The organism is Ruegeria sp. CDSA077 (assembly GCF_059612265.1).
Genome location: NZ_JBXWQG010000007.1, coordinates 71,420 through 91,832, shown reverse-complemented (window position 1 = coordinate 91,832; position 20,413 = coordinate 71,420). Strand labels below are relative to the sequence as shown.

The 20,413-nt window shown below is 58.2% G+C and carries 27 protein-coding genes; 16 read left to right on the top strand and 11 right to left on the bottom strand.

Annotated features, from left to right (window positions below):
* Positions 1 to 10: 10 nt before the first annotated feature.
* From AC2FLE_RS14415 to AC2FLE_RS14405, 3 genes are read right to left on the bottom strand one after another with little or no spacing between them, the layout of a single operon-like run.
* Entirely contained in the window at positions 11 to 586 is a 576-nt protein-coding gene (locus tag AC2FLE_RS14415) for a MotE family protein (RefSeq protein WP_496697848.1), read from the bottom strand.
* A complete protein-coding gene (locus AC2FLE_RS14410; RefSeq protein WP_496697847.1) occupies positions 583 to 1,089 on the bottom strand; it encodes a hypothetical protein in 507 nt (168 codons plus the stop codon). Before AC2FLE_RS14410 ends, AC2FLE_RS14415 begins: the two co-directional genes overlap by 4 nt.
* Before the next feature lie 9 nt (positions 1,090 to 1,098).
* Positions 1,099 to 1,596 carry a flagellar basal body-associated FliL family protein gene (locus tag AC2FLE_RS14405; RefSeq protein WP_496697845.1) on the bottom strand — a complete coding sequence of 166 codons (498 nt, stop codon included), beginning with the start codon at positions 1,594 to 1,596 and terminating at the stop codon, positions 1,099 to 1,101.
* 119 nt (positions 1,597 to 1,715) lie between these two features.
* Between AC2FLE_RS14405 and fliF the strand changes: the two genes are divergently transcribed.
* The 4 genes from fliF to fliP are packed head-to-tail and all read left to right on the top strand — an operon-like array spanning position 1,716 to position 4,906.
* Complete coding sequence (fliF, locus tag AC2FLE_RS14400; RefSeq protein WP_496697844.1) at positions 1,716 to 3,302, top strand: flagellar basal-body MS-ring/collar protein FliF; 1,587 nt, start codon at positions 1,716 to 1,718, stop codon at positions 3,300 to 3,302.
* Positions 3,302 to 3,898, top strand: a complete 597-nt coding sequence (locus tag AC2FLE_RS14395) for a FliH/SctL family protein (protein ID WP_496697842.1) — start codon at positions 3,302 to 3,304, stop codon at positions 3,896 to 3,898. Before fliF ends, AC2FLE_RS14395 begins: the two co-directional genes overlap by 1 nt.
* Positions 3,891 to 4,178 carry a FliM/FliN family flagellar motor switch protein gene (locus AC2FLE_RS14390; RefSeq protein ID WP_271952383.1) on the top strand — a complete coding sequence of 96 codons (288 nt, stop codon included), beginning with the start codon at positions 3,891 to 3,893 and terminating at the stop codon, positions 4,176 to 4,178. Before AC2FLE_RS14395 ends, AC2FLE_RS14390 begins: the two co-directional genes overlap by 8 nt.
* The gene (gene fliP, locus AC2FLE_RS14385; RefSeq protein ID WP_496692770.1) at positions 4,178 to 4,906 is read left to right on the top strand and encodes a flagellar type III secretion system pore protein FliP; all 729 of its coding nucleotides are present in this window, start codon (positions 4,178 to 4,180) and stop codon (positions 4,904 to 4,906) included. Before AC2FLE_RS14390 ends, fliP begins: the two co-directional genes overlap by 1 nt.
* A gap of 4 nt (positions 4,907 to 4,910) precedes the next feature.
* Here fliP and AC2FLE_RS14380 read toward each other — a convergent pair whose 3' ends face one another.
* Entirely contained in the window at positions 4,911 to 6,362 is a 1,452-nt protein-coding gene (locus tag AC2FLE_RS14380; protein WP_496697840.1) for a sensor histidine kinase, read from the bottom strand.
* Positions 6,359 to 7,096, bottom strand: coding sequence for a response regulator transcription factor (locus tag AC2FLE_RS14375; RefSeq protein WP_496697838.1), 738 nt, complete (start codon positions 7,094 to 7,096; stop codon positions 6,359 to 6,361). The genes AC2FLE_RS14380 and AC2FLE_RS14375 overlap by 4 nt, the downstream gene beginning before the upstream one ends.
* Positions 7,097 to 7,310: 214 nt before the next feature.
* Between AC2FLE_RS14375 and AC2FLE_RS14370 the strand changes: the two genes are divergently transcribed.
* From AC2FLE_RS14370 to AC2FLE_RS14350, 5 genes are all read left to right on the top strand, one after another.
* Positions 7,311 to 8,555: an ABC transporter substrate-binding protein gene (locus tag AC2FLE_RS14370; RefSeq protein WP_281973294.1), complete on the top strand. Its 1,245-nt coding sequence runs from the start codon at positions 7,311 to 7,313 to the stop codon at positions 8,553 to 8,555.
* A 57-nt stretch (positions 8,556 to 8,612) separates the two neighbouring features.
* A complete protein-coding gene (locus tag AC2FLE_RS14365) occupies positions 8,613 to 9,485 on the top strand; it encodes a carbohydrate ABC transporter permease (protein WP_142638652.1) in 873 nt (290 codons plus the stop codon).
* A complete protein-coding gene (locus tag AC2FLE_RS14360; RefSeq protein ID WP_271952391.1) occupies positions 9,478 to 10,377 on the top strand; it encodes a carbohydrate ABC transporter permease in 900 nt (299 codons plus the stop codon). The genes AC2FLE_RS14365 and AC2FLE_RS14360 overlap by 8 nt, the downstream gene beginning before the upstream one ends.
* A gap of 4 nt (positions 10,378 to 10,381) precedes the next feature.
* Positions 10,382 to 11,479 (top strand): ABC transporter ATP-binding protein, encoded by a 1,098-nt coding sequence (locus tag AC2FLE_RS14355; protein WP_142638656.1) that lies wholly within the window; start codon positions 10,382 to 10,384, stop codon positions 11,477 to 11,479.
* Between the two features lie 92 nt (positions 11,480 to 11,571).
* Positions 11,572 to 11,904, top strand: a complete 333-nt coding sequence (locus tag AC2FLE_RS14350; protein WP_271952393.1) for a putative quinol monooxygenase — start codon at positions 11,572 to 11,574, stop codon at positions 11,902 to 11,904.
* A gap of 2 nt (positions 11,905 to 11,906) precedes the next feature.
* On the opposite strand, the gene AC2FLE_RS14345 is transcribed toward AC2FLE_RS14350, so the two are convergent.
* Positions 11,907 to 12,515, bottom strand: a complete 609-nt coding sequence (locus AC2FLE_RS14345) for an MlaC/ttg2D family ABC transporter substrate-binding protein (protein WP_496692767.1) — start codon at positions 12,513 to 12,515, stop codon at positions 11,907 to 11,909.
* Positions 12,505 to 13,275: an MlaA family lipoprotein gene (locus tag AC2FLE_RS14340; protein WP_496697975.1), complete on the bottom strand. Its 771-nt coding sequence runs from the start codon at positions 13,273 to 13,275 to the stop codon at positions 12,505 to 12,507. The genes AC2FLE_RS14345 and AC2FLE_RS14340 overlap by 11 nt, the downstream gene beginning before the upstream one ends.
* 345 nt (positions 13,276 to 13,620) lie before the next feature.
* Here AC2FLE_RS14340 and AC2FLE_RS14335 point away from each other — a divergent pair, with 345 nt between their 5' ends.
* From AC2FLE_RS14335 to AC2FLE_RS14320, 4 genes are read left to right on the top strand one after another with little or no spacing between them, the layout of a single operon-like run.
* The gene (locus AC2FLE_RS14335; protein ID WP_142638661.1) at positions 13,621 to 14,076 is read left to right on the top strand and encodes a RidA family protein; all 456 of its coding nucleotides are present in this window, start codon (positions 13,621 to 13,623) and stop codon (positions 14,074 to 14,076) included.
* Positions 14,073 to 14,840: a glycerophosphodiester phosphodiesterase family protein gene (locus AC2FLE_RS14330; RefSeq protein ID WP_496697834.1), complete on the top strand. Its 768-nt coding sequence runs from the start codon at positions 14,073 to 14,075 to the stop codon at positions 14,838 to 14,840. The genes AC2FLE_RS14335 and AC2FLE_RS14330 overlap by 4 nt, the downstream gene beginning before the upstream one ends.
* A gap of 45 nt (positions 14,841 to 14,885) precedes the next feature.
* Positions 14,886 to 16,073 (top strand): GNAT family N-acetyltransferase, encoded by a 1,188-nt coding sequence (locus AC2FLE_RS14325; protein WP_496697833.1) that lies wholly within the window; start codon positions 14,886 to 14,888, stop codon positions 16,071 to 16,073.
* Positions 16,070 to 16,363: a 4a-hydroxytetrahydrobiopterin dehydratase gene (locus AC2FLE_RS14320; RefSeq protein WP_142638667.1), complete on the top strand. Its 294-nt coding sequence runs from the start codon at positions 16,070 to 16,072 to the stop codon at positions 16,361 to 16,363. The genes AC2FLE_RS14325 and AC2FLE_RS14320 overlap by 4 nt, the downstream gene beginning before the upstream one ends.
* On the opposite strand, the gene AC2FLE_RS14315 is transcribed toward AC2FLE_RS14320, so the two are convergent.
* The 4 genes from AC2FLE_RS14315 to AC2FLE_RS14300 all read right to left on the bottom strand — a co-directional run bounded on the left by AC2FLE_RS14315 (position 16,360) and on the right by AC2FLE_RS14300 (position 17,894).
* Positions 16,360 to 16,671 (bottom strand): hypothetical protein, encoded by a 312-nt coding sequence (locus AC2FLE_RS14315; protein ID WP_496697832.1) that lies wholly within the window; start codon positions 16,669 to 16,671, stop codon positions 16,360 to 16,362. The two genes, AC2FLE_RS14320 and AC2FLE_RS14315, sit on opposite strands and share 4 nt — an antisense overlap.
* Before the next feature lie 33 nt (positions 16,672 to 16,704).
* Entirely contained in the window at positions 16,705 to 17,049 is a 345-nt protein-coding gene (locus AC2FLE_RS14310) for an EF-hand domain-containing protein (protein WP_496697830.1), read from the bottom strand.
* Positions 17,050 to 17,060: 11 nt separating this feature from the next.
* Entirely contained in the window at positions 17,061 to 17,306 is a 246-nt protein-coding gene (locus AC2FLE_RS14305) for a glycine zipper 2TM domain-containing protein (protein WP_496697828.1), read from the bottom strand.
* Between the two features lie 102 nt (positions 17,307 to 17,408).
* The gene (locus AC2FLE_RS14300; RefSeq protein ID WP_142638675.1) at positions 17,409 to 17,894 is read right to left on the bottom strand and encodes a peroxiredoxin; all 486 of its coding nucleotides are present in this window, start codon (positions 17,892 to 17,894) and stop codon (positions 17,409 to 17,411) included.
* Positions 17,895 to 17,993: 99 nt separating this feature from the next.
* Here AC2FLE_RS14300 and AC2FLE_RS14295 point away from each other — a divergent pair, with 99 nt between their 5' ends.
* Genes AC2FLE_RS14295 through AC2FLE_RS14285 form a run of 3 tightly spaced genes read left to right on the top strand, consistent with a single transcriptional unit; the run spans position 17,994 to position 20,390 of the window.
* Complete coding sequence (locus AC2FLE_RS14295; RefSeq protein ID WP_496697826.1) at positions 17,994 to 19,205, top strand: NAD(P)/FAD-dependent oxidoreductase; 1,212 nt, start codon at positions 17,994 to 17,996, stop codon at positions 19,203 to 19,205.
* Entirely contained in the window at positions 19,202 to 19,762 is a 561-nt protein-coding gene (rsmD, locus tag AC2FLE_RS14290) for a 16S rRNA (guanine(966)-N(2))-methyltransferase RsmD (protein WP_496697824.1), read from the top strand. The genes AC2FLE_RS14295 and rsmD overlap by 4 nt, the downstream gene beginning before the upstream one ends.
* Positions 19,743 to 20,390 (top strand): HAD family hydrolase, encoded by a 648-nt coding sequence (locus AC2FLE_RS14285; protein ID WP_496697822.1) that lies wholly within the window; start codon positions 19,743 to 19,745, stop codon positions 20,388 to 20,390. Before rsmD ends, AC2FLE_RS14285 begins: the two co-directional genes overlap by 20 nt.
* Positions 20,391 to 20,413 lie beyond the last annotated feature (23 nt).

Here is a 20,413-nt window from a genome sequence, read left to right as displayed (position 1 = left end):
ATCATGGGGGCTACTCCTGCGGAGCCGAAGCGTTTCGCCCGGCCATAATCACGCTGATTGTATAGGCAGCCTCGGGGTTCAGGCCTGCCAAAACACCGGCTGCGGCATCGGGCGGCATCCGTGACAGGAATCCGGCGGCAAAGGCCGGGTCCATCGTTTCAAACAGGGCGGCCGCATCTTTCGGCTTCATGTTCTGATAGACATCCGTCAGGCGCGTCAGGTCTGTCTCAGCCGCTTTTTCTGCAATGGCCAGCGTCTCACGCAGCGCCTCTTCGGCCTGCTGCAGGGCGGCCAGGCGGGTCTCAATGGCCTCATCGGCAATGGCGAGCGCCTTTTCCCGATCAATGGCTGTGGCTTCGCGTTTTTTCAACGCTTCTTCGCGCCGCAGCAATTCGGTCAGCAGTATCCGGGCTCCGGGCAGCTCTGCTGGGGTCTCTTTCGACTTTGCTTCTGCCTGCTCGGCCCCTTTTGCCAGGGCTGGTGCAGCCTCAAACCCCAGCCGAATCGCGGCTGACCCAAGCATCAACAGTGAAATAACTGTCAGGACACCGCTTCTTGGTCGTTTCTCTTCAATGTGTCCGCTCATGTCGCGGCCTCTCCGCTATTGCGGTCGTGGCGGAAAAACATCAGCCCGCCCGGGCGTTTTTCCTGAGTGTCCTCAAATTTGGACGCCGTAGGATCCTCTGGCTTTTCCACCGCCTCGATTGGAACCTCTTCAGGCTCAGGATCGGTCGTTGGTTCCTCGGCCTTGGGTTCTTGCGGCTTGGGATCTTCAACCTTGATGTCATTGGCGGGTTCTTCGGCCGGAATGACATCATGCATCGAAGCCATCATCAGTTCGAGCCGCTGAGCAACCGATTCCGCCCTTTGGGTCAGTGCCTCAAGTACAAGGCCCGACTGGTCCGAAGCAGTTCGTGCCGAATCAAGCGATTTCTTCAGCTCATCCGCCTGGGATGACAGGACAGCGACCGCGCCACCGACACCTTGTTCCAGATTAGTGAACCGCTTTAACCGACGGGACAGCACAAAACAGTAAAGACCCGCGCCCAGCGCACCTGCGACCAGCAAAATATCTGCAATCAGCTCCATCTCGGCCTCCTAATTCAATACGAATTCCATCACGAGGACATCGCGCACGCGCCCTTCCCCGACGACGATTCCAATGCGACGCAAAAGGTGACCGCGAATGCGCATCAGTGCGAGCGAATCCTCCAGATCCGACACTTCGACCGCCCGCAGATACCCGTTCAGAACATCCATGATTCGAGGCTTCATCTTCTCGACATCCGAGACGTAGTTGCTGTTCACCTCAAGCTGGGCGTGGAATTTCAGATGCCGCGAATCGCCGGCATTGACCGAGACGATCACCGCCGGCAGGTCGATAAAACCAACCTCGGGCAGGGTTTTAACCTCGGTCCCTTTGTCTTTTTCCTTGGCGTCTTCCGCGGCTGGTTGGCCGCCAAATGGCAGCAGTCCAGAAGTGGTCAGGAAATACCCGCCCGCAGCCCCGGCAACGGCCAGAATCACCCCTATGATCAGTCCCTTTTTCCCCGATTTTTCCGGGGCTTCTGCCTGTTCTGCAGTCGCGTCAGTCATGACGTCCTCATTCATTCAGTCTGGGGATGTCATAACCCGGCAGGGACTAACCGATTGTTAAGGGCAATCGTCCAAACAGGGGATGCGCCGGGCAGAATGTCGGCGAGTCGGAGGTGAGCGTGCAGCAGATCGGAACTGTCTGGGCAAGTTTGGACAGGCGAAAGCAAATCATTGTCGCCGGTGCAGTCGTGCTGGTCTTTTTGGGGGTCCTTGCGATGTCGCGGTTGGCGACGGCGCCGTCGATGACCCTACTCTATGCCGGGCTGGAAAGCGGCGCGGCGGGGGATATCGTTCGATCACTGGATCAACGCGGCGTACAGTATGAGATTCGAGGCGGTTCGATTTACGTGCCCGGCTCGCAGCGGGACGAATTGCGTATGACGCTGGCCAGCGAAGGCCTGCCTGCGAACGGAAACCGCGGGTATGAGCTTTTGGATTCACTCAGCGGCTTTGGCACCACCTCGCAAATGTTCGATGCGGCCTATTGGCGTGCGAAAGAGGGTGAGCTTGCGCGCACGATTGTCGGCAGCCCTCATATAAGCCAGGCGCGCGTGCATATTGCCAACGGGTCCACGAATCCGTTTCAGCGCAGCGTTGCGCCGACGGCTTCGGTTTATCTGGTGTCCTCGGGTGCGGATATCACTTCGGATCAGGCCAAGGCGATCAGGTTTCTGGTTTCCTCTGCCGTCAGTGGCCTCGCGCCCGAAAATGTCGCGGTGATTGATTCCAATGGTGCGGTCATTGGCGCAAAAGAGACTGCGGTGGCAGCAGATACCGCGGATGACAAGTCGCGCCAGCTGCGCGAACGTGTCCTGCGTCTGATTGAGGCCCGAGTGGGGGCCGGAAATGCAGTCGTTGAGGTCAGTGTTGATACGGTCACTAAAACCGAATCCATCCGTGAAAGGCGCTTTGATCCTAAGGGGCGCGTGGCCATCAGCACCGATGTCGAGGAACGGTCTGACAGCGCCCGGAACCAATCGTCCGATGTCACGGTGGCGTCGAACCTGCCCGATGGCGACGGCGCGGGCGGGGACGCAACCAATTCAAATGCCACACAGACGCGGGAGCGGGTCAACTATGAGGTATCCGAGACGGAGCTAGAGGTTCACACCGCACCCGGTGCGATCAAGCGCCTGACAGTGGCGGTGCTGGTGAATGGAACGCGCTCGGTTGATGCCTCGGGTGCAGAAAGCTTTGCGCCATTGCCCCAGATCGAGCTTGACGCATTGGGAGAGCTTGTTGCCTCGGCCGTTGGGTTCGATGCCGAACGTGGCGACGTCATCACCCTGAAATCGCTGGATCTGCCCGCAGTAGAGCCTGGCGGAACTGTGGTTTCGTCCTCGATCTGGCAGCAGGTTCATTTTGACGCGATGTCACTGGTCCAAATGGCCGTTCTGGCGATCGTGATGCTGGTTCTGGGATTGTTCGTGATCCGCCCGATCCTGATGAAACCGGCCCTTGCCCCCGCCCTTTTGCCGGCGGGAACACCGCCAGAGCCCGAGGCGGTTCTGACCGGTGAGATCGCGACCGAAGAGGGCGGGCAATTCGCCGCCATTCCGGGGTACGCCCCAGCAGACGTGCCGGCATTGGCGGCAAATCCAGGCGCTGATCCGGTTGATCGGCTGCGCGCCATGATCGGCGACAAGCAGGAGGAAACCGTGGAAATTCTGCGCAGTTGGCTTGAAGAAAGTGAGGAGCGTGCGTGATGTCGATAGCCCATCTTCTTGAGGATTTCACCGTACAGGCAGGCGGCGGCAAAGTTCATTTGCTGGACGAAGAGGCGCTGGAGGAACAGCGGCTAGGCGCCTTCGAACACGGCTATAGCGCCGGATGGGACGATGCCCTGCAGGCCCAGGAACAGGGTCGTGGACAGGTATCGGCCAACCTCGCCCGCGCGCTTGAGGATATGTCCTTTACTTATCATGAGGCAACGAGCCGGATGACAATGTCGTTGGAGCCCATGTTCCAGAGCCTCGTCAATCTGGTGTTGCCGAACACCCTGGATCGGGGGCAGTCCACGCGGCTGGTCGAACAGCTTACAGAAATGGCCGGAGAACAGATTGGCCAACCGATGCAAATCTTTGTGCCTTCGGGGTTCGTGAGTGTTGTCGAAGGGCTGTTGCCCCCCGAATTGGCCACCCCGACCCGCGTTGTCGAGGACCCGTCTCTTGGGGCCGGTCAGGCACGTCTGCAGGTTGGTACCTCGCAGCGAGAGGTGGATAGCAGCGCCTTGCTAGAGACAATCCGTTCAGCATTTGACGCTTACGTGTATGAGGCAAAAGAGGCATTGAACAATGAGTGACCCGCAATCCCCCAAACCCGAAAAAGCCAGCCCGTTTGATTCCGTTCCGATCGAGGTAACCGTGTCAGTCGGTCGGGCGCGCCCGCTAATCCGAGATCTGCTGAATATGGGGGAAAACGCTGTTCTCACCCTGGACAAACGGATCGAAGATCCTGTGGACCTATATGTTGGCGATCAACTGGTGGCGCGCGGTCTGCTGGAAGAGATGGAGGGTGATCAAGCCGGGCAACTGGCCGTGCGCCTAACCGAAATCGCGGATCTGCAGAACGGGATCGGGTAATGCGTTTCCTGTTTTGGGTGGCGGTGCTGCTGACGCTGACGCCGTCTCTGGCCGCCGCGCAAGAGGTGTCGCTGTCACTGGGCGAAGGCGGGTCGATTTCCGCGCGCACCATTCAGTTGATTTTGCTTATTACCGTGCTCAGCCTCGCGCCTGGGCTGGCGATCATGATCACCTGTTTCCCGTTCCTGATCACCGTTCTGGCCATCTTGCGGCAAGGGATCGGATTGCAGCAATCCCCCCCCAACATGCTGATCGTCAGCCTCGCACTGTTTCTGACCTATTTCATCATGGAGCCGGTCTTTTCGGAGGCCTGGACCACAGGTATTCGCCCCATGGTCGAAGAAACGATGGAGGTCGAACCAGCGTTGGAGCGCGCGTTGCAGCCGTTTCGTGCCTTTATGGCAGGGCGAGTTGATCCCGATACCTTCCATGCCATGGCGGCCCTACGCCCTGGGGGTGATACGGTTTCCTTGTCGGCCGAGGCACCCTTGTCGATCTTGATGCCGTCTTTCATGCTATCTGAGATCGCGCGGGCGTTTCAGATCGGGTTTCTGATCTTCTTGCCGTTTCTGATCATTGATCTTGTGGTGGCCGCTGTGCTGATGTCGATGGGGATGATGATGGTTCCGCCTGCAACAGTGTCTCTGCCGTTCAAACTAGCCTTCTTTGTCATTGCCGACGGCTGGTCGCTGATCGCAAGCGCGCTGGTGCGTAGCTATATGACATGAATCGTCACTGCCTGGTGATCTGCAGACGTGCGCGCAGGCCTTGCTCTCCGGCTTCGAAGCTGAGGGTGCCGCCATGCTGTTCCGCGATTGTCGCCGCGATTGTCAGACCCAGACCAAACCCATCCGAAGACCCGGTGTTCGACCCGCGTCGGAACGGGGCCATCAGGGCTTCGATATCCGAGACGGACAGATCGGCCCCTTTGTCCTCGACGGTGATGGTTGCTATTTTGGCATCGGTTTCCAGCTGAACTTCGGCATGGCGCCCATATTTCAGCGCATTGTCGATCAGGTTGGTCAGGGCGCGCTTCAGCGAAATTGGCCTGCCGACGACCAGCATTCTCCGGGTCTCGGGCAGGGATCCATGCCCTCGGCGCGACATGAAAACTGACGTGCCGCCCTGTACCGCCACTGGGGCCAGCTTTTTCAGGGTCACTGGCAGTCCCATATCCTGATAGTCCGCGACCAAAGCCTCGACCAGCGACGTCAGTGAAATCTGCCGCGGTTCCTCAATGCTCAGCTCGGACCTTGTGTAGGTCAGAACGCTTTCGATCATGCCGGTCATCTGATCGACATCGGCCTCAAGTTTTTCGCGCAGCTCGGCATCTGGGATCAAAGCGGCGCGCAGCCGGACGCGGGTGGCCGGGGTGCCCAGATCGTGGCTGACACCTGATAAAACAGTGGCGCGCTTTTCCAGTTGCATGCGCTCTGCGTCCAGATGCTCGTTCACAGCCGAGACGATGTCGCGCAGTTCGGCCGGGCCATCGGCCTCATAACTGTTCGGCCCGCCCCGCCTTTTGCGGTCGCGCAGGGCAGTCGAAAACCGGGTGAAACTGTCCGATACATTGCCGACCGAAGTCAGGATCACCGCCAGCGCGACAATGGCGACCAGAATTGTGGGCAGACGCAGGTCAGTTGGGGCTGCACGGCATCCCCAGATATCTGTCCCGTCCACCTGTTGCCATGCGCCGCGCCCATAGCGGGCGATCAGTATGGGTTCGCTGCAATAGGTCGCCAAAAGCCGGGTCAGGTTGCCCATTTTCTCGGGGCCGGTCTGGTCGATGCCGGAGAGGATGTCGGACACCGGGTAAACCAGCCGGTCTGACATCACAGCCAGCGTCAACTCTCGGCCTGAAACGGGTGCTGAGCTGTCAGTCAGGATCGACAGGTTGGTGACAAAGCTGCGATCCGAAAACCCGGGAAGTTGCTCAAACTGCCCGGCATCCGCCAAGCTGGCTGCTTTGGGCGGCAATGGTACGATGGAGATGCCCGACGGTGGGGATTTACCGATGCGCAAATCCTCGTAAACAGCGAACCCGGCAACATATGCACGGGTCTGGAATTCCTGCCATGCCCGGGCCGAGGCGAACCAAAGGCCTGAGGCCAGCAACCCCGAGGTAAAAGCGGCGCAGGTCCAGATCCAGCCTAGGCTGCGCAGGCGCGTGGCGCGGACGGTCATACGGTTTCGTCCACAGACACCTCTGCGGCAAAGATATAGCCCACACCGCGTTCGGTCTTCAGCATTTGCGGGTCTTTGGGGTTGGCCTCGATCTTGGATCGCAGCCGCCCGACCAGCATGTCGATGGCGCGCCCCTGGCCTTCGCTCTTGTCAGTAGCGCCTGTTACATCCAGGGCCGCGGCGATTTCATCCCGGGTCAGGGGAATATGCGGGTTGGCCAGAAAAACCTTTAGCATTGCTGTTTCTCGCTGGGACAGGGATACCAGATATCCGTCCGGCGAATGCACTTCGTCCCGTTTGCCGTCATAGAGCCAGCCGTCAAACCTAAAGGAGCGGGTGCGGCGGCGATAGGCAAGCGAAGGTGTACGACGCGCCCGTTGCATGACGGCGCGAACGCGAGCCAGCATCAGTTGCGGATTAAAAGGCTTGGCGATGTAATCGTCGGCGCCTACCTCATACCCGGCCATGCGTTGATGATCGGCGGACAAGGCCGAGACCAGAATGATCGGCACGTCCTGTTCGGCCCGCAGGCGGGCACAGATATCAACGCCGTTCTCATCCCCCAGCATCACATCCAACAGGATCAAGTCGATCCGTCCCGACTTGAGGTGCGCGCGGATTTCGCTTTCGGAACTGGCGGGCAGCGCAATGAAGCCATTCTGTTGCAGGAACTGGGTCATCATCGACCGCATTTCAGGGTCGTCATCCACCACCAACAGCCGCGGAATGCTCACAGTGTTCTTCCTCCTGTTCTCTGGCCCCAAACTTCGTCCATTGTAACGAACGGAAACAGATTCAATGCTAACGTAACACGCTGTAACAAAAGCGGTGAAAATTTGCGCCTTTCCCGGGTATTGGCCCGGATTAAGCGTTGTCAGACTCAGATAGGGGCACAGTATTGCGGCATTGCCATTTTGACTGGCACCGAATTCTCAGGGAGGAGAAAACATGAAACGATTTTCTTTTGCGACTGTGTCCGCATTGGCCGTCGCAGCCGGATCATCTGTGGTGGCCGAACCACAGGCGGAGGTCTTGCATTGGTGGACATCCGGTGGCGAGGCCAAATCGGTGGCCGTGCTTCAGGAAGAGTTTGCCTCGAACGGGGGCACATGGACTGATATGCCGGTCGCAGGTGGCGGCGGTGATGCGGCCATGACGGCGCTGCGGGCGCGGGTTCTGGCAGGCAACGCGCCGACAGCGGTTCAGCTGAAAGGCCCGGCGATTCAGGAATGGTATGAAGAGGGCGTTCTGGCCGATATCTCGAACGTGGCCGCCGCCGAAGGCTGGGCCGAGGTTCTGCCCGCGTCGATCGCCGGTCACATGATGTGCGAAGGCACTTGGTGCGCGGCGCCTGTGAACGTTCACCGCATCGACTGGATTTGGGCCAATGCCGATGTGCTGGCCGCAAACGGAATTGAGATGCCGACCACATGGGACGAGTTCAACGCCGCAGCCGAAAAACTGCAGGCCGCCGGTGTGATCCCGCTGGCGCATGGCGGTCAGGCCTGGCAGGACGCTACGGTTTTCGAAGCCGTCGCGCTGGGTCTTGGCGGACCGGAATTCTATCAGAAAGCCCTGGTCGATCTGGACCCCGAGGCGTTGACCTCGGACACAATGATCCAGGTCTTTGACCAGATGCGCACCCTGCGTGGTTATGTGGACGAGAATTTCTCGGGTCGCGACTGGAACCTTGCCACCGCGATGGTGATGAACGGCGAAGCGGCCTTTCAGATCATGGGTGACTGGGCCAAGGGCGAATTCCTGGCAGCGGGCAAGAAGCCTGGTGAGGATTTCCTCTGCGCCTCGACCCCCGGCGATGGATATCTTTACAATGTCGACAGCTTTGCCATGTTCGAGGTTGAGGGCGACGACAATCGCGCCGGTCAGGAATTGCTGGCCAAGCTGATTGTTGCACCGAACTTTCAGGAAGTGTTCAACCTGAACAAGGGTTCGATCCCGGCCCGGACCGATGTGTCGCTGGATGCCTTTGACATCTGCGCGCAAATCTCGGCCGAAGACATGGGCTCGACATCGGCGAATGGTTCGCTGCTGCCATCTTATGCCCATGGCATGGCGCTGCGTGGGTCGCAGGCTGGTGCGATCACAGATGTTGTGACCGCGCATTTCAACTCGGATATGTCCTCGGCTGACGCGGTTCAGCAACTGGCGGACGCGGTGGCCAACAGCTACTGATCCAATACGCTCTGCCCCCCAAGGTGTGGGGCAGAGCATCTTTCCCCGGAGGAAAACATGTCCGAATGGCTGGAAAACCACCTGCCCAAGGTGGTGCTGGCACCGTCGTTCATCGCCGTATTGATCTTTGTCTACGGATTTATCGGATGGACCGCATGGGTGTCGCTGACCCGATCGAAACTGCTGCCGAAATACGAGATCCATGGCTTCATCCAGTATGAGCGCCTGTTCGACTCTCCGCGCTGGGATACGGCGATTGGCAACCTGTATATCTTTGGTACTCTGTTCATCGTGATCGCGATGCTGCTGGGCCTGCTGCTGGCCATCCTGCTGGATCAGAAAATCCGCGTCGAAGGAGCGATCCGAACAATCTATCTCTACCCCATGGCGCTGTCGATGATCGTCACGGGCACGGCGTGGAAGTGGATCCTGAACCCCGGTCTGGGGATTGAGTCCATGGTGCAGGGTTGGGGCTTTCCCAACTTCGAATTCGATTGGCTTGTGAATCCCGATTACGCGATCTACACCATCGTCATTGCCGCACTCTGGCAAAGCTCGGGCTTTGTGATGGCGTTGTTTCTGGCCGGTCTGCGCTCGGTCGATGGCGAGATCATCAAGGCCGCACAGGTCGATGGTATTCCAACCTGGCGTATTTATACCGCGATCATCATCCCGTCGATGGCCCCGATTTTCTTGTCGGCTTTCATCGTGTTGGCGCATCTGGCAATCAAGAGCTTTGACCTTGTCATCGCCCTGACCGGAGGCGGTCCGGGCTATGCGACCGATCTGCCCGCCACCTACATGTATGCGATGGCCTTTTCGCGCGGCGATATCGGTCAGGCGGCGTCTTCTGCAATGATCATGATGCTGGTCGTCTTTGCCATCGTGGTTCCTTATCTCTACTCAGAATTGAGGGCTAAAAATGACTGATCTGTCGATGCCCCACACCCAAACCCGCAGTCAAAGTAACATGAGCAAAATCGCCCTGCGCTGGCTGCTTTACGTGGTGCTGTGCCTGTTCGCGCTGTATTACCTGATGCCATTATTTGTGATGTTGACGACATCGCTCAAAAGTCTTGAGGAAATCCGTACCGGTAGTCTGATATCGTTACCGCGTGAGGTGAGTTTCGAGGCCTGGAAAACCGCTTGGTCGGGCGCCTGCACGGGTATCCAATGCGAAGGTCTGCGGCCTTACTTCTGGAACTCGGTCCTGATTGCGGTGCCTGCGGTGGCCATCTCGACCCTGCTGGGTGCTCTGAATGGTTACGTTGTCGCGCAGTGGCGGTTCAAAGGGGCTAACATCATCTTCTCGCTGATGCTGTTTGGTTGCTTCATTCCGTTTCAGGTCGTCCTGCTGCCGATGGCGCGCCTTCTGGGCATGATGGGTATTGCCGGAACCATTCCGGGTCTGATTTTTGTCCACGTAATCTATGGTCTTGGCTTCACCACGCTGTTTTTCCGCAACTATTATGTCTCTATCCCGGCCGAGCTGACCAAGGCCGCTCGCGTCGATGGGGCCGGGTTCCTGCGGATTTTCTGGTCGATCTTCCTGCCACTGTCACTGCCGATCATCGTGGTAACCGTGATCTGGCAATTCACGCAGATCTGGAATGATTTCTTGTTCGGCGTGTCGTTCAGCCAGGCGGGCACACAGCCTGTGACTGTGGCGCTTAACAACATCGTAAACTCCACCACCGGTGTCAAAGAATACAATGTCGACATGGCCGCCGCGATCATCGCGGGTCTGCCGACGCTGCTCGTCTATGTCGTTGCCGGTAAGTATTTCATCCGCGGCCTGACCGCTGGCTCTGTGAAGGGATAGAATGATGGCTCCCATCCTTGATATCAACAAGCTGTACAAGAACTACGGCGCAACCGAGATCCTGAAGGATATCAACATCTCGATCGAACCGGGCGACTTTCTGGTGTTGGTCGGCCCATCGGGCTGTGGGAAATCCACCCTGCTGAACTGTATTGCCGGGCTGGAACCGATCACCGGCGGTACGCTGGCCATTGGTGGCAAAGACATGACCCATGTCAGCCCTAAGGACCGGGACATCGCCATGGTGTTTCAGTCCTACGCCCTGTACCCAACCATGTCGGTGGCCAAGAACATTACCTTTGGCATGAAAGTGCGCGGCGTAGATCAGGCTACGATGGACGCTAAGCTAAAGGATGTGGCCGCACTGCTGCAAATCGAACCGCTGCTGAACCGCCGTCCCAGCCAGCTGTCCGGTGGTCAACGTCAGCGGGTGGCGATGGGACGGGCGCTGGTGCGCGACCCCAAACTGTTCCTGTTTGACGAGCCGCTGTCGAATCTCGACGCCAAGCTGCGGGTCGAGATGCGGACAGAAATCAAGAAGCTGCACCAGACTCTGGATGCCTCTATCGTTTATGTGACCCACGACCAGATCGAGGCGATGACGCTGGCCACCAAGATTGTGGTTCTGAAAGGCGGGATCGTGCAGCAGATCGGCAGCCCGGCCGAGATCTATAACAACCCTGCCAACCTGTTCGTGGCTGATTTCATGGGCTCACCTGCGATGAACCTGATCCCTGCAAAGGCAACCAAGAACGGCACAGGCACCGAAATTGCCATCGAGCGGTCATCGGGTGAAACGCTAGTCCTGAAGGATGCCCGTGATCTGTCACTGCCGCAGGATGTCATTCTGGGCCTGCGCCCCGAGGATATCGCCGAAGCCGGTTTCCGCGCCGGGGACGGCGTGCAGGAAGCGGTTTGCATGGTCGACATGGTCGAACCTGCCGGAGCTGACACCTATGTTGTGTCCGAACTGGGCGGCAAACAGGTCACTGCGCGCCTGCACGCGGAAACCAGCGCCCAGGCCGGACAAGAGCTGAACCTGGCCTTTGACATGAGCAAAGTGTCCTATTTTGCCAAGGAAACCGGCGAGCGGTTGAACTAGCGCACTGCGCAGGACTTGTTCTTGCTAAACTCGGGCAATTTCGCCAAGTACTGACGCCATGTCAGGCCAACGAGATTGCCCGGGGAATATCGATGATACTGGAAATTCGACATTACACACTAAAACCGGGCCGCCGAGAAGCGTTCATAGAATTCTTTGAGAAACACAATCGCGCTGCGTTGCGGGATGCAGGAATGCTTGTGTTTGGGCCGCTCAGAGATCTGGAAAATCCTGACAAAGTGCATTGGATGCGCGCGTTCTCTTCGTTGGAAGAACGCGACAGGATAAAGGACAGCTTCTATGGCGAGGCGGTCTGGAATGACCAGATCGAACCCATTGCAATGCCAATGATCGCACACTATGAGGCCGAACTGGTCGAAACTACGAGCGGATTTGAAAGTTTTGACTGCAGTAAATCGCTGTGAATTTACCCGGTTCGCTTCATATCCTTGATCAGACGGTTCAGATCACCGCCGCGCGCGTCCAGCATGGCGCCAATCTCGGTACGTTCGGTCAGCAGCATGTTCACGCCTTCGATAAACATGTTGAAGAATTTGTCGCGGCCGGATTTGTCGGACACCAGGAAGGTCACCTCGAACGGGGAAGATCCCTGCAACTTGACCGAGGTGCGGACCTCGTATCCCGCTTTGATCTTGCGCGCATTGCGAACGGTCACCTGGCCGCCAATAAACTCGCGAAAGCGACGCCCGTATTTGCTGGAGATATAGCCCTGAAACGCGTCGGTGAACTGCCTGATCTGCGACGCACTGGCCGAGCGGCCATCGGCCCCCAACACATAGCGCGCCATGATCGGAACATCGGCATATTGCACGAAAATCTTCTCAAAATCGCGGATCATGCTCTTTTCGGATTTTCCCGAACTGATGACGCGATTGATGTCATCCACAACGCTAACGACCAACGCTTTTGCACTGGCCTCTGTCTGGGCAAAGCCTGGCAAGGGGAGGGTGGCTAGCGCCAGGCCGGCGATGCCAGATGCAATAAACTCTCTTCTCTTCAAATAATTACTCGGCATATGGATCCTCGTAGGGGTCAAGGTAGGGGTCTCTGACAGGGTCGGTCCCGATTTCTGCATAGGGATCGTCATACAATCCCAGATAGGCGTCCTCATCATCGCGTGCCAGTTCGAAACGTCGATTTTGCAGGTAAATTGTTTGTGCCTGCTTATAGCTGTCAGCACTTTCATAGAGGATGGAATCGACTGTGTCCGAGAACCGTCCACGGTCGCCCATCCGCCTTACGATTTCGGCGTAGACGCCAATATTCTCGACCGGGCGCACCGGTGTGAAGTTGATCGGGTTCGAAAACAGGTTGACGACGACGCCGACCGCATCCCTGGATGTTGAGGGGCCATAGAAGGGCAATTCCACATAGGCGCCTTCGCCAAAACCCCAGACGTGCAGGGTTTCACCGAAATCGGTATCCACGGGCGGCAGGTTCAATTCGCTGGCCGGGTCAGACAGACCCGCGCCACCAACGGTCGTATTGATGAGGAACCGCAGCAGGGCATTGCCCGACTGCTTCAGATTGCCCTGCAGCAGATAATCCAGAGCCTGACCCGGCATAGTCAGGTTTTCGGCAAAATGGTTGAAACTGGTCACCATCGGATCGGGCACGATTTTCACATAGCCCTTCGAGGCCGGACGGAACAGGAACCGGTCGACGCCCAGATTGAACTTGTGAATGCCGCGGTTTGTATTCTCGTAGGGATCGAAAGTATCGCCGCGCGCGGCCTGATCGGCGGGTTGGGACGCGCAAGCGCCAAGAACGGTCATCAGGGTCACGACAATCAGGGGCTTGAATCTGATCTTGCTCAACACGGTATTTCAACTCCAAACGCGCCAGCCGTTTTGTGAGTGGGGCTGGACGCTCAATCAATAATGCCTGCGGCCATTTTGCGGCTCAATCTGTCGTCACATAAAGGTTTTGGGCCCATTTTGAAACAGTTCGCGTTTAACCCGGCCGACTGCATCTGGTAAAGTGACACAAGTTCAACACCTCGGGATAAGAGAAGTTACGCTTAATACGCCACTGACCGCAGTTTTACTGGTTTCACACTTTTCCAGCCGAACGATCCCGGATAGCGTCCCGCCGAGTCTATATCAGGTGAGGATCAACAGATGAGTATCGCAGCAAAACTGGAAAGCCTGGGAATCAGTCTGCCGGACGGGCCGGCGCCCGCCGCCAATTATGTGCCTTTCGTGCGGGTCGGCAATATCGTCTACGTTTCAGGACAGATTTCCAAGGATGCGGAACTGATCACCGGCAAGCTGGGTGATAACATGGATGTTGCAGCGGGTGCTGCGGCTGCCAAGGTCTGCGCGATCAATCTTCTGGCGCAGGTCAAGGCTGCTTGCGGTGGCGATATAGAAAAGCTGGTGCGTGTAATCAAACTGACAGGGTTTGTGAATTCAACCGCCGATTTCACCGACCAGCCGCAGGTGATCAATGGTGCGTCGGACTTTCTGGTCGAGGCGCTGGGCGAGGCTGGTCGCCATTCGCGCTCGGCCGTGAGTGCAGCGTCGTTGCCGTTGGGCGTCGCGGTTGAGATCGAAGGCATCTTCGAGATCGCATGACCCCGGTACTGCCCGCTATGTTCCTACAGGCCCCGATCACGCATCGGGCCCTGCACGACAAATTGGACAACCGCCCGGAAAACAGCCGGGCGGCGGTTCGTGCCGCTGTTAAGGCCGGTTACGGGATTGAGATTGATCTGCAGTTGAGCGCCGACAACCGGGCTTTGGTCTTTCACGACTATGACCTGGGGCGACTGACCGGGCGACCGGGGCCAGTTCGGCAGATTTCGGCGCAGGTAGCGTCCGAGACACAGCTGTTGCACGCTGATGACGGTATTCCGACACTGGATGATGTGCTGGAAATCGTGGCGGGCAAGGTGCCCCTGCTGATCGAGCTTAAGGATCAGGACGGTGTGATGGGCCCGAATGTGGGCCCGCTCGAGCGCGATACTGTACGAGCCCTTGAGGGTTATGAAGGTCCGGTGGCGCTGATGTCGTTCAACCCCAATTCGGTGGCTGAACTGGCGCGGTTGGCGCCGCATTTGCCCAGGGGGATCACGACCTGTTCGTATCAGCCCAAAGTCGAACTTTTGCCTGCGGCGGTGTGCGATTACCTGCGGGACATCCCGGAATTCGCAAGGGTCGGGGCCAGTTTCATCAGCCACGAAGCCGAAGACTTGTCCCGCCCAAGGGTTGCCGAGCTGAAGGCGCAGGGTGTTCCGGTCCTGTGCTGGACCGTTCGCTCGGCCGCGCAAGAGGCCGAGGCTCGCAAGATTGCCGATAATGTGACTTTCGAAGGGTACATAGCCGCGCATCCGGGTTGAACCGCGCCCCTTCCGTCACAGATAATGATCAAACGCAGAGGGCACATGGATCAGGCACAAATCGAGGTTCGGGTACTTGGATCGCTCTCGCAGATTACTGCGGTAGAGTGGGACAGCTGTGCCTGCCCCGAGGCTGCGGACGGGGGCCGTCCGCTTGATCCCTTTACCACTCATCGTTTTCTTTTGGCTTTGGAGGAAAGCGGGTCGGTCGGGCCGGGTACCGGTTGGCAGCCGCAATACCTGATGGTTTATCTGGACGGAATGTTGATCGGGGCCGCCCCGATGTACGCAAAATCGCATAGTCAGGGCGAATATATCTTCGACCACAACTGGGCGCATGCCTATGAAAACGCCGGCGGGCGGTATTATCCCAAACTGCAGATTGCCGTGCCGTTCACCCCGGCCACCGGGCGCCGCTTTCTGCTGCGGCCGGGATATCAGGCGGTGGGCATGTCCGCCTTGGTGCAGGGGGCGGTGCAGCTGGCCGCGGATAATCAGGTATCGTCGGTCCATGCGACCTTTTGCACTGAAGATGAGGCGCTGGCGGGCGAACAGATGGGCCTGATGTTGCGCCATTCCCAGCAATTTCACTGGCTGAACGACGGGTATGCGAATTTCGATGGATTTCTGGCCGCTTTATCCTCGCGCAAACGCAAGAACATTCGCAAGGAACGCGCGCAGGCCTGCGCCTTTGGCGGCGAAATCCGCGCGTTGACCGGCGATGACCTGCGCCCCGAACATTGGGACGCGTTCTGGGAGTTCTATCAGGATACCGGCGCTCGGAAATGGGGCGTGCCCTATCTGACGCGGCAATTCTTTGATATCGCTCAGGAAACCATGGCGGATGACATGGCATTGGTTCTGGCCGAGCGCGGCGGCTATCCGATTGCGGGAGCGCTGAACTTTATCGGGCGCAAGACGCTTTATGGCCGTTACTGGGGCTGCGTCGAACATCATGCCTGCCTGCATTTCGAACTGTGCTATTATAGGGCAATCGACTTTGCCATTGCGCAAGGCCTGGCACGGGTCGAGGCAGGGGCGCAGGGCGAACACAAGCTGGCGCGCGGCTATCTTCCCACACGCACGCACAGCCTGCACTGGGTCAATGACCCCAGCTTTGCCGATGCGATCAAAAAATATCTGGACGCCGAGGCCCAAGCAGTGGGAGAAGAAATCGAGATTCTGACTGATTATGGCCCGTTCAGAAAGTCGAACCCGGAGGAACACCAATGACTGAACTTCTGTCGACCGAGACCCGTGGCCCCTTGCTGGACCCGCTGTTCAAAAGCGGCTGGACCATGGTCAAGGACCGGGATGCGATTACCAAGACCTTTATGTTCGAGGACTTCGTCCACGCCTTTGGTTGGATGACCCAAGTGTCTATGTTTGCCGAGAAATGGAACCATCATCCCGAATGGTTCAATGTCTACCGCACGGTCGAGGTGACGCTGTCCACCCATGATGTCGGCGGGCTTTCGGCGCTGGACGCCAAACTGGCCCGCAAGATGGACAGCCTGGTCTAACCGCTGTCACCGCGTGATCCGACACCACCGGCAAGGCTGGCAACCTGACCCAGCCGCCTGAACTCGGCTGGGGTGACCAGGTTGTCACTAACGTCGATTTCGGCAGGTATCCGGGTAGTTCTGTTGCCGATCATGCGCACGGACCGTGCTACGGGGTTGATGTCGAGACAATGCCGGTCATAGCAAGTCAGGCCATTGGTACTGATCTCTATCCTCGGTTGGCCATCAGGGCCGGTCACAATAGGGGCCTGCGGCACATCACATGCCGCAAGCAACCCCAACGCAAAAAGAGCGCTCCATTTGGTCATTGCATACTCCTGTCTGGCCCAAGGCCGCAGAGCCTAGTCCAGTTGTCCGTTGCTGTTCTGATCAGCAGAAATAAAATCTTCGGTCATATGCTGATCGTATTCCGTTCTTGAAATATTACTATCCCGGTCCCGGTCAACCTTTTGGAATTGCTTTATATCCAGAAACGGCTTGGCTTCATCCAGGCCCAATGTGCCGTTCTTGTCCTCATCCATCGTCTGGAACGCATAGTCGGAAAAGGCGTCGAACTCATCTTTCGACAGGAAGCCGTCTTTATTGGTGTCGATGGCCTTAAGCTCATTCTCATGCAGCTCTGCCACGGTTTCGGCCGTAGCGGCACCCGCCAGGGACAACATCGACAGGACGATTGCGGTTTTCATCTTCATCCCTCTCAACATGCGAACCTCTGACCTTCAACGCCGCCGACCGCAGCACCCGCTGCCGTCAGGATGGTTTTCCCGGAACCGCCGCCAAACTGATTGCCGATGACGCCGCCCAGCAAGGCACCACCCACTGTGCCGCTCAGGCAGGCGATTTCATGCTGTCGTGCGGCCTGTTGCTGTTGGGTGGGGGCCGGTCCACAAGCGCCAAGTGCGCCGGTCAGACCTAAAAGAAAGGTAAATGTCTTTAGGTTCATAAACAAACTCCCTGATGAATATGTACCAAGTATTCGCCCATCATAAGAGTGTCGCAAGTTAAATTGCGAAAATGGCCCCAGCAGCACTGGGGCCAGATCAGGTCAGATAACCTCTAACAGCCCTTCACCTGCGGAAATCTCGCAGACGCCGGGGTTTTCCTCCAGGTTCATGGCGACCACTTTGCCGTCTTCGACCAGCATCGCATAGCGCTTGGACCTGCCGATCAGACCAACGGGCGGGGCGTCGAAATCCATCCCGATGGCTTTGGTGAATTCAGACGCCGCATCGGCCAACATGGTTAGGCCAGTCGCAGTTGCGCCGGTGGACTCGCCCCAGGCGCTCATGACAAAGGGGTCGTTGACCGAGATGCAGATGATTTCTTCCACGCCTTTTGCATCGAACTGGTCTTTGGTACGCATAAAGCTTGGAACATGCGCCGTTGTGCACGTGCCGGTATAGGCGCCGGGCACGGCGAAAATGACAACCTTGCGCCCTTTGGTCTTGTCCGAAACGCGGACCTCTTCAGGGCCATTTGCCCCCATTTGGGTCAATGTGGCGTCGGGCAGAGTGTCACCTGTTGAAATCATTTTTTCGCTCCTGTCATTTGGATTTGCAGAGTCGGGCCTAGCCGCAATATAGGTGAGCTAACAAAAGTGACCACGGGAATTCGACAGGGTGAGGGGAATATGAGCCATATTGTCGTGATTGGCGCCGGCCAGGCAGGTGCTTCGCTTGTCGCCCGGCTGCGCAAAGATGGGTTCGACGGCGAGATTACTCTGATTGGCGCAGAGCCGCATTTGCCCTATCAGAGACCGCCTTTGTCCAAGGCCTATCTTCTGGGTGAGATGGGGCTAGAGCGCCTCTTCCTGCGCCCCGAAAACTTCTATACCGATAACAATATCACCCTGCGCCTTGGTCAGCGTGTGACCGGTATTGACCCGCAGGCCAAGACGGTGACGCTGGGTGATGAGGTTGTTTCTTATGATGAGCTGGCCCTGACCACTGGATCGGATCCGCGCCGCCTTCCAGCCGCTATTGGCGGCGATTTGGACGGGGTGCATGTGGTGCGTGATCTGTCCCATGTGGACGAAATGGAACCCTATGTGTCCGAAGGCGCGCGTGCGCTGATCGTGGGTGGGGGATACATCGGGCTTGAGGCCGCAGCCGTTTGCGCCAAGCGCGGGGTCAAGGTGACCCTGGTCGAAATGGCCGACCGCATTTTGCAACGGGTCGCCGCCCCCGAAACCAGTGACTATTTCAGAACGCTGCATTCCGAATATGGCGCCGATATCCGCGAAGGTGTCGGGTTGGAGCGACTGCTGGGTGAAAACGGCAAGGTCACCGGCGCGGTGCTGACCGATGGAACAGAACTGGCGGTCGATTTCGTTGTTGTCGGCGTTGGCATCGCTCCTGCAACCCAACTGGCCGAGATGGCCGGGCTTGAGCTGGACAATGGCATCAAGACCGATGCGCATGGGCGCACCTCTGATCCGTCGATCTGGGCGGCGGGCGATTGCGCCTCATTCCCGCATGCTGGCGGGCGTATCCGTCTGGAAAGCGTGCCAAACGCGATTGATCAGGCCGAGATTGTTGCCCAGAACATGTTGGGCGCGGCAAAGGATTATACTGCGACCCCGTGGTTCTGGTCGGATCAGTATGACGTCAAACTGCAGATCGCGGGCCTGAACACCGGGTATGACCGGGTGGTGACCCGCAATGGTGACGGGCAGACCGTGTCCTTTTGGTACTATAAGGGCGATCAGCTGATCGCGGTCGACGCGATGAACGATCCGCGTGCCTATATGGTTGGTAAGCGTCTGATTGAAAGTGGAAAAACAGCTGATCCTGCTATTGTTGCCGACCCGGATGCGGACCTGAAACCGCTGCTCAAAGCGTGAGGATCATCGCCGGAGCCTTCCGAGGTCGGGCTTTGGCCTCGGTCGGCAAGGGGGACGCCGGCGCGCATCTGCGCCCGACCACAGACCGGGTACGCGAAAGCCTGTTCAACGTACTGGCCCATCAGATTGATTTTGACGGGCTGCGCGTGTTGGACCTGTTCGCAGGCACCGGTGCGCTGGGGCTTGAGGCCTTGTCGCGCGGTGCGGCACATGTGAGCTTTGTCGATGATGGCCGCATGTCACAGGGCCTGATCCGCAAGAATATCGACCTGACCCGCAGCTCTGACTGTACCGAGCTGATCCGTCGCGACGCCACGCGGTTGGGGGCCAATCCTGCAACGCCTTATGACCTGATCTTCCTAGACCCGCCCTATGGCAAATCCCTTGGCCAAAAGGCGATTGCTGCCCTGTCAGAGGGCTGGTTCGCACAAGGTGCCCTTTTGGTCTGGGAGGAAAACGCGCCCATGCAGCCGCCCGAAGGATTCGTCCTGCAAAACAGCCGCAAATATGGCGATACGCATATCACCCTGATGTGGAATGGCGATCCGGATGCATGATCTGGTGATCTTCGATTGCGACGGAGTCCTGGTCGACAGTGAGCCGCTGTCCAATCAGGTACTGGTCGACAATCTTGCCCGTTATGGCCTGAACTTGACAATCGAAGACAGTATGAAGCTGTTCGTCGGGGGCACCATGACCGGGGTGCGGGACAAAGCCCGGGCGCTGGGCGCGGAGCTGCCCACAGGCTGGGTTGATGAGGTCTACGCGGAAACCTATGACCGGCTCCGTCTTGGCGTTCAACTGATGCCCGGCGTGGCGGACCTGCTGGCGGTTCTCGAGGCAAACGGGTTGCCCTTCTGTGTCGCCTCGAACGGCAGCCCGGACAAGATGCAGATCACTTTGGGTCAGAACGGGTTATGGGATCGGTTTCGCGATGTCGCCTTTTCGGCCCATGTTCTGGGGACGGCCAAGCCGGACCCGACATTGTTTCTAACCGCGGCAGGCCGGTTCAACGCCGCAAGCCCCGTGGTGATCGAGGACAGCCTCAGCGGTGTGACCGCAGCAAGCCGCGCGCATATGCGCTGTCTGGCCTATGCGCCGCATGGTGGCGGTAAAAAACTGGCCGCTGCGGGGGGCGAAGTCTTCTCTAACATGGCGCAGGTTCCGGCGCTTTTGGGGATTTGACCGGGTCATGTTACCCTGCGGGG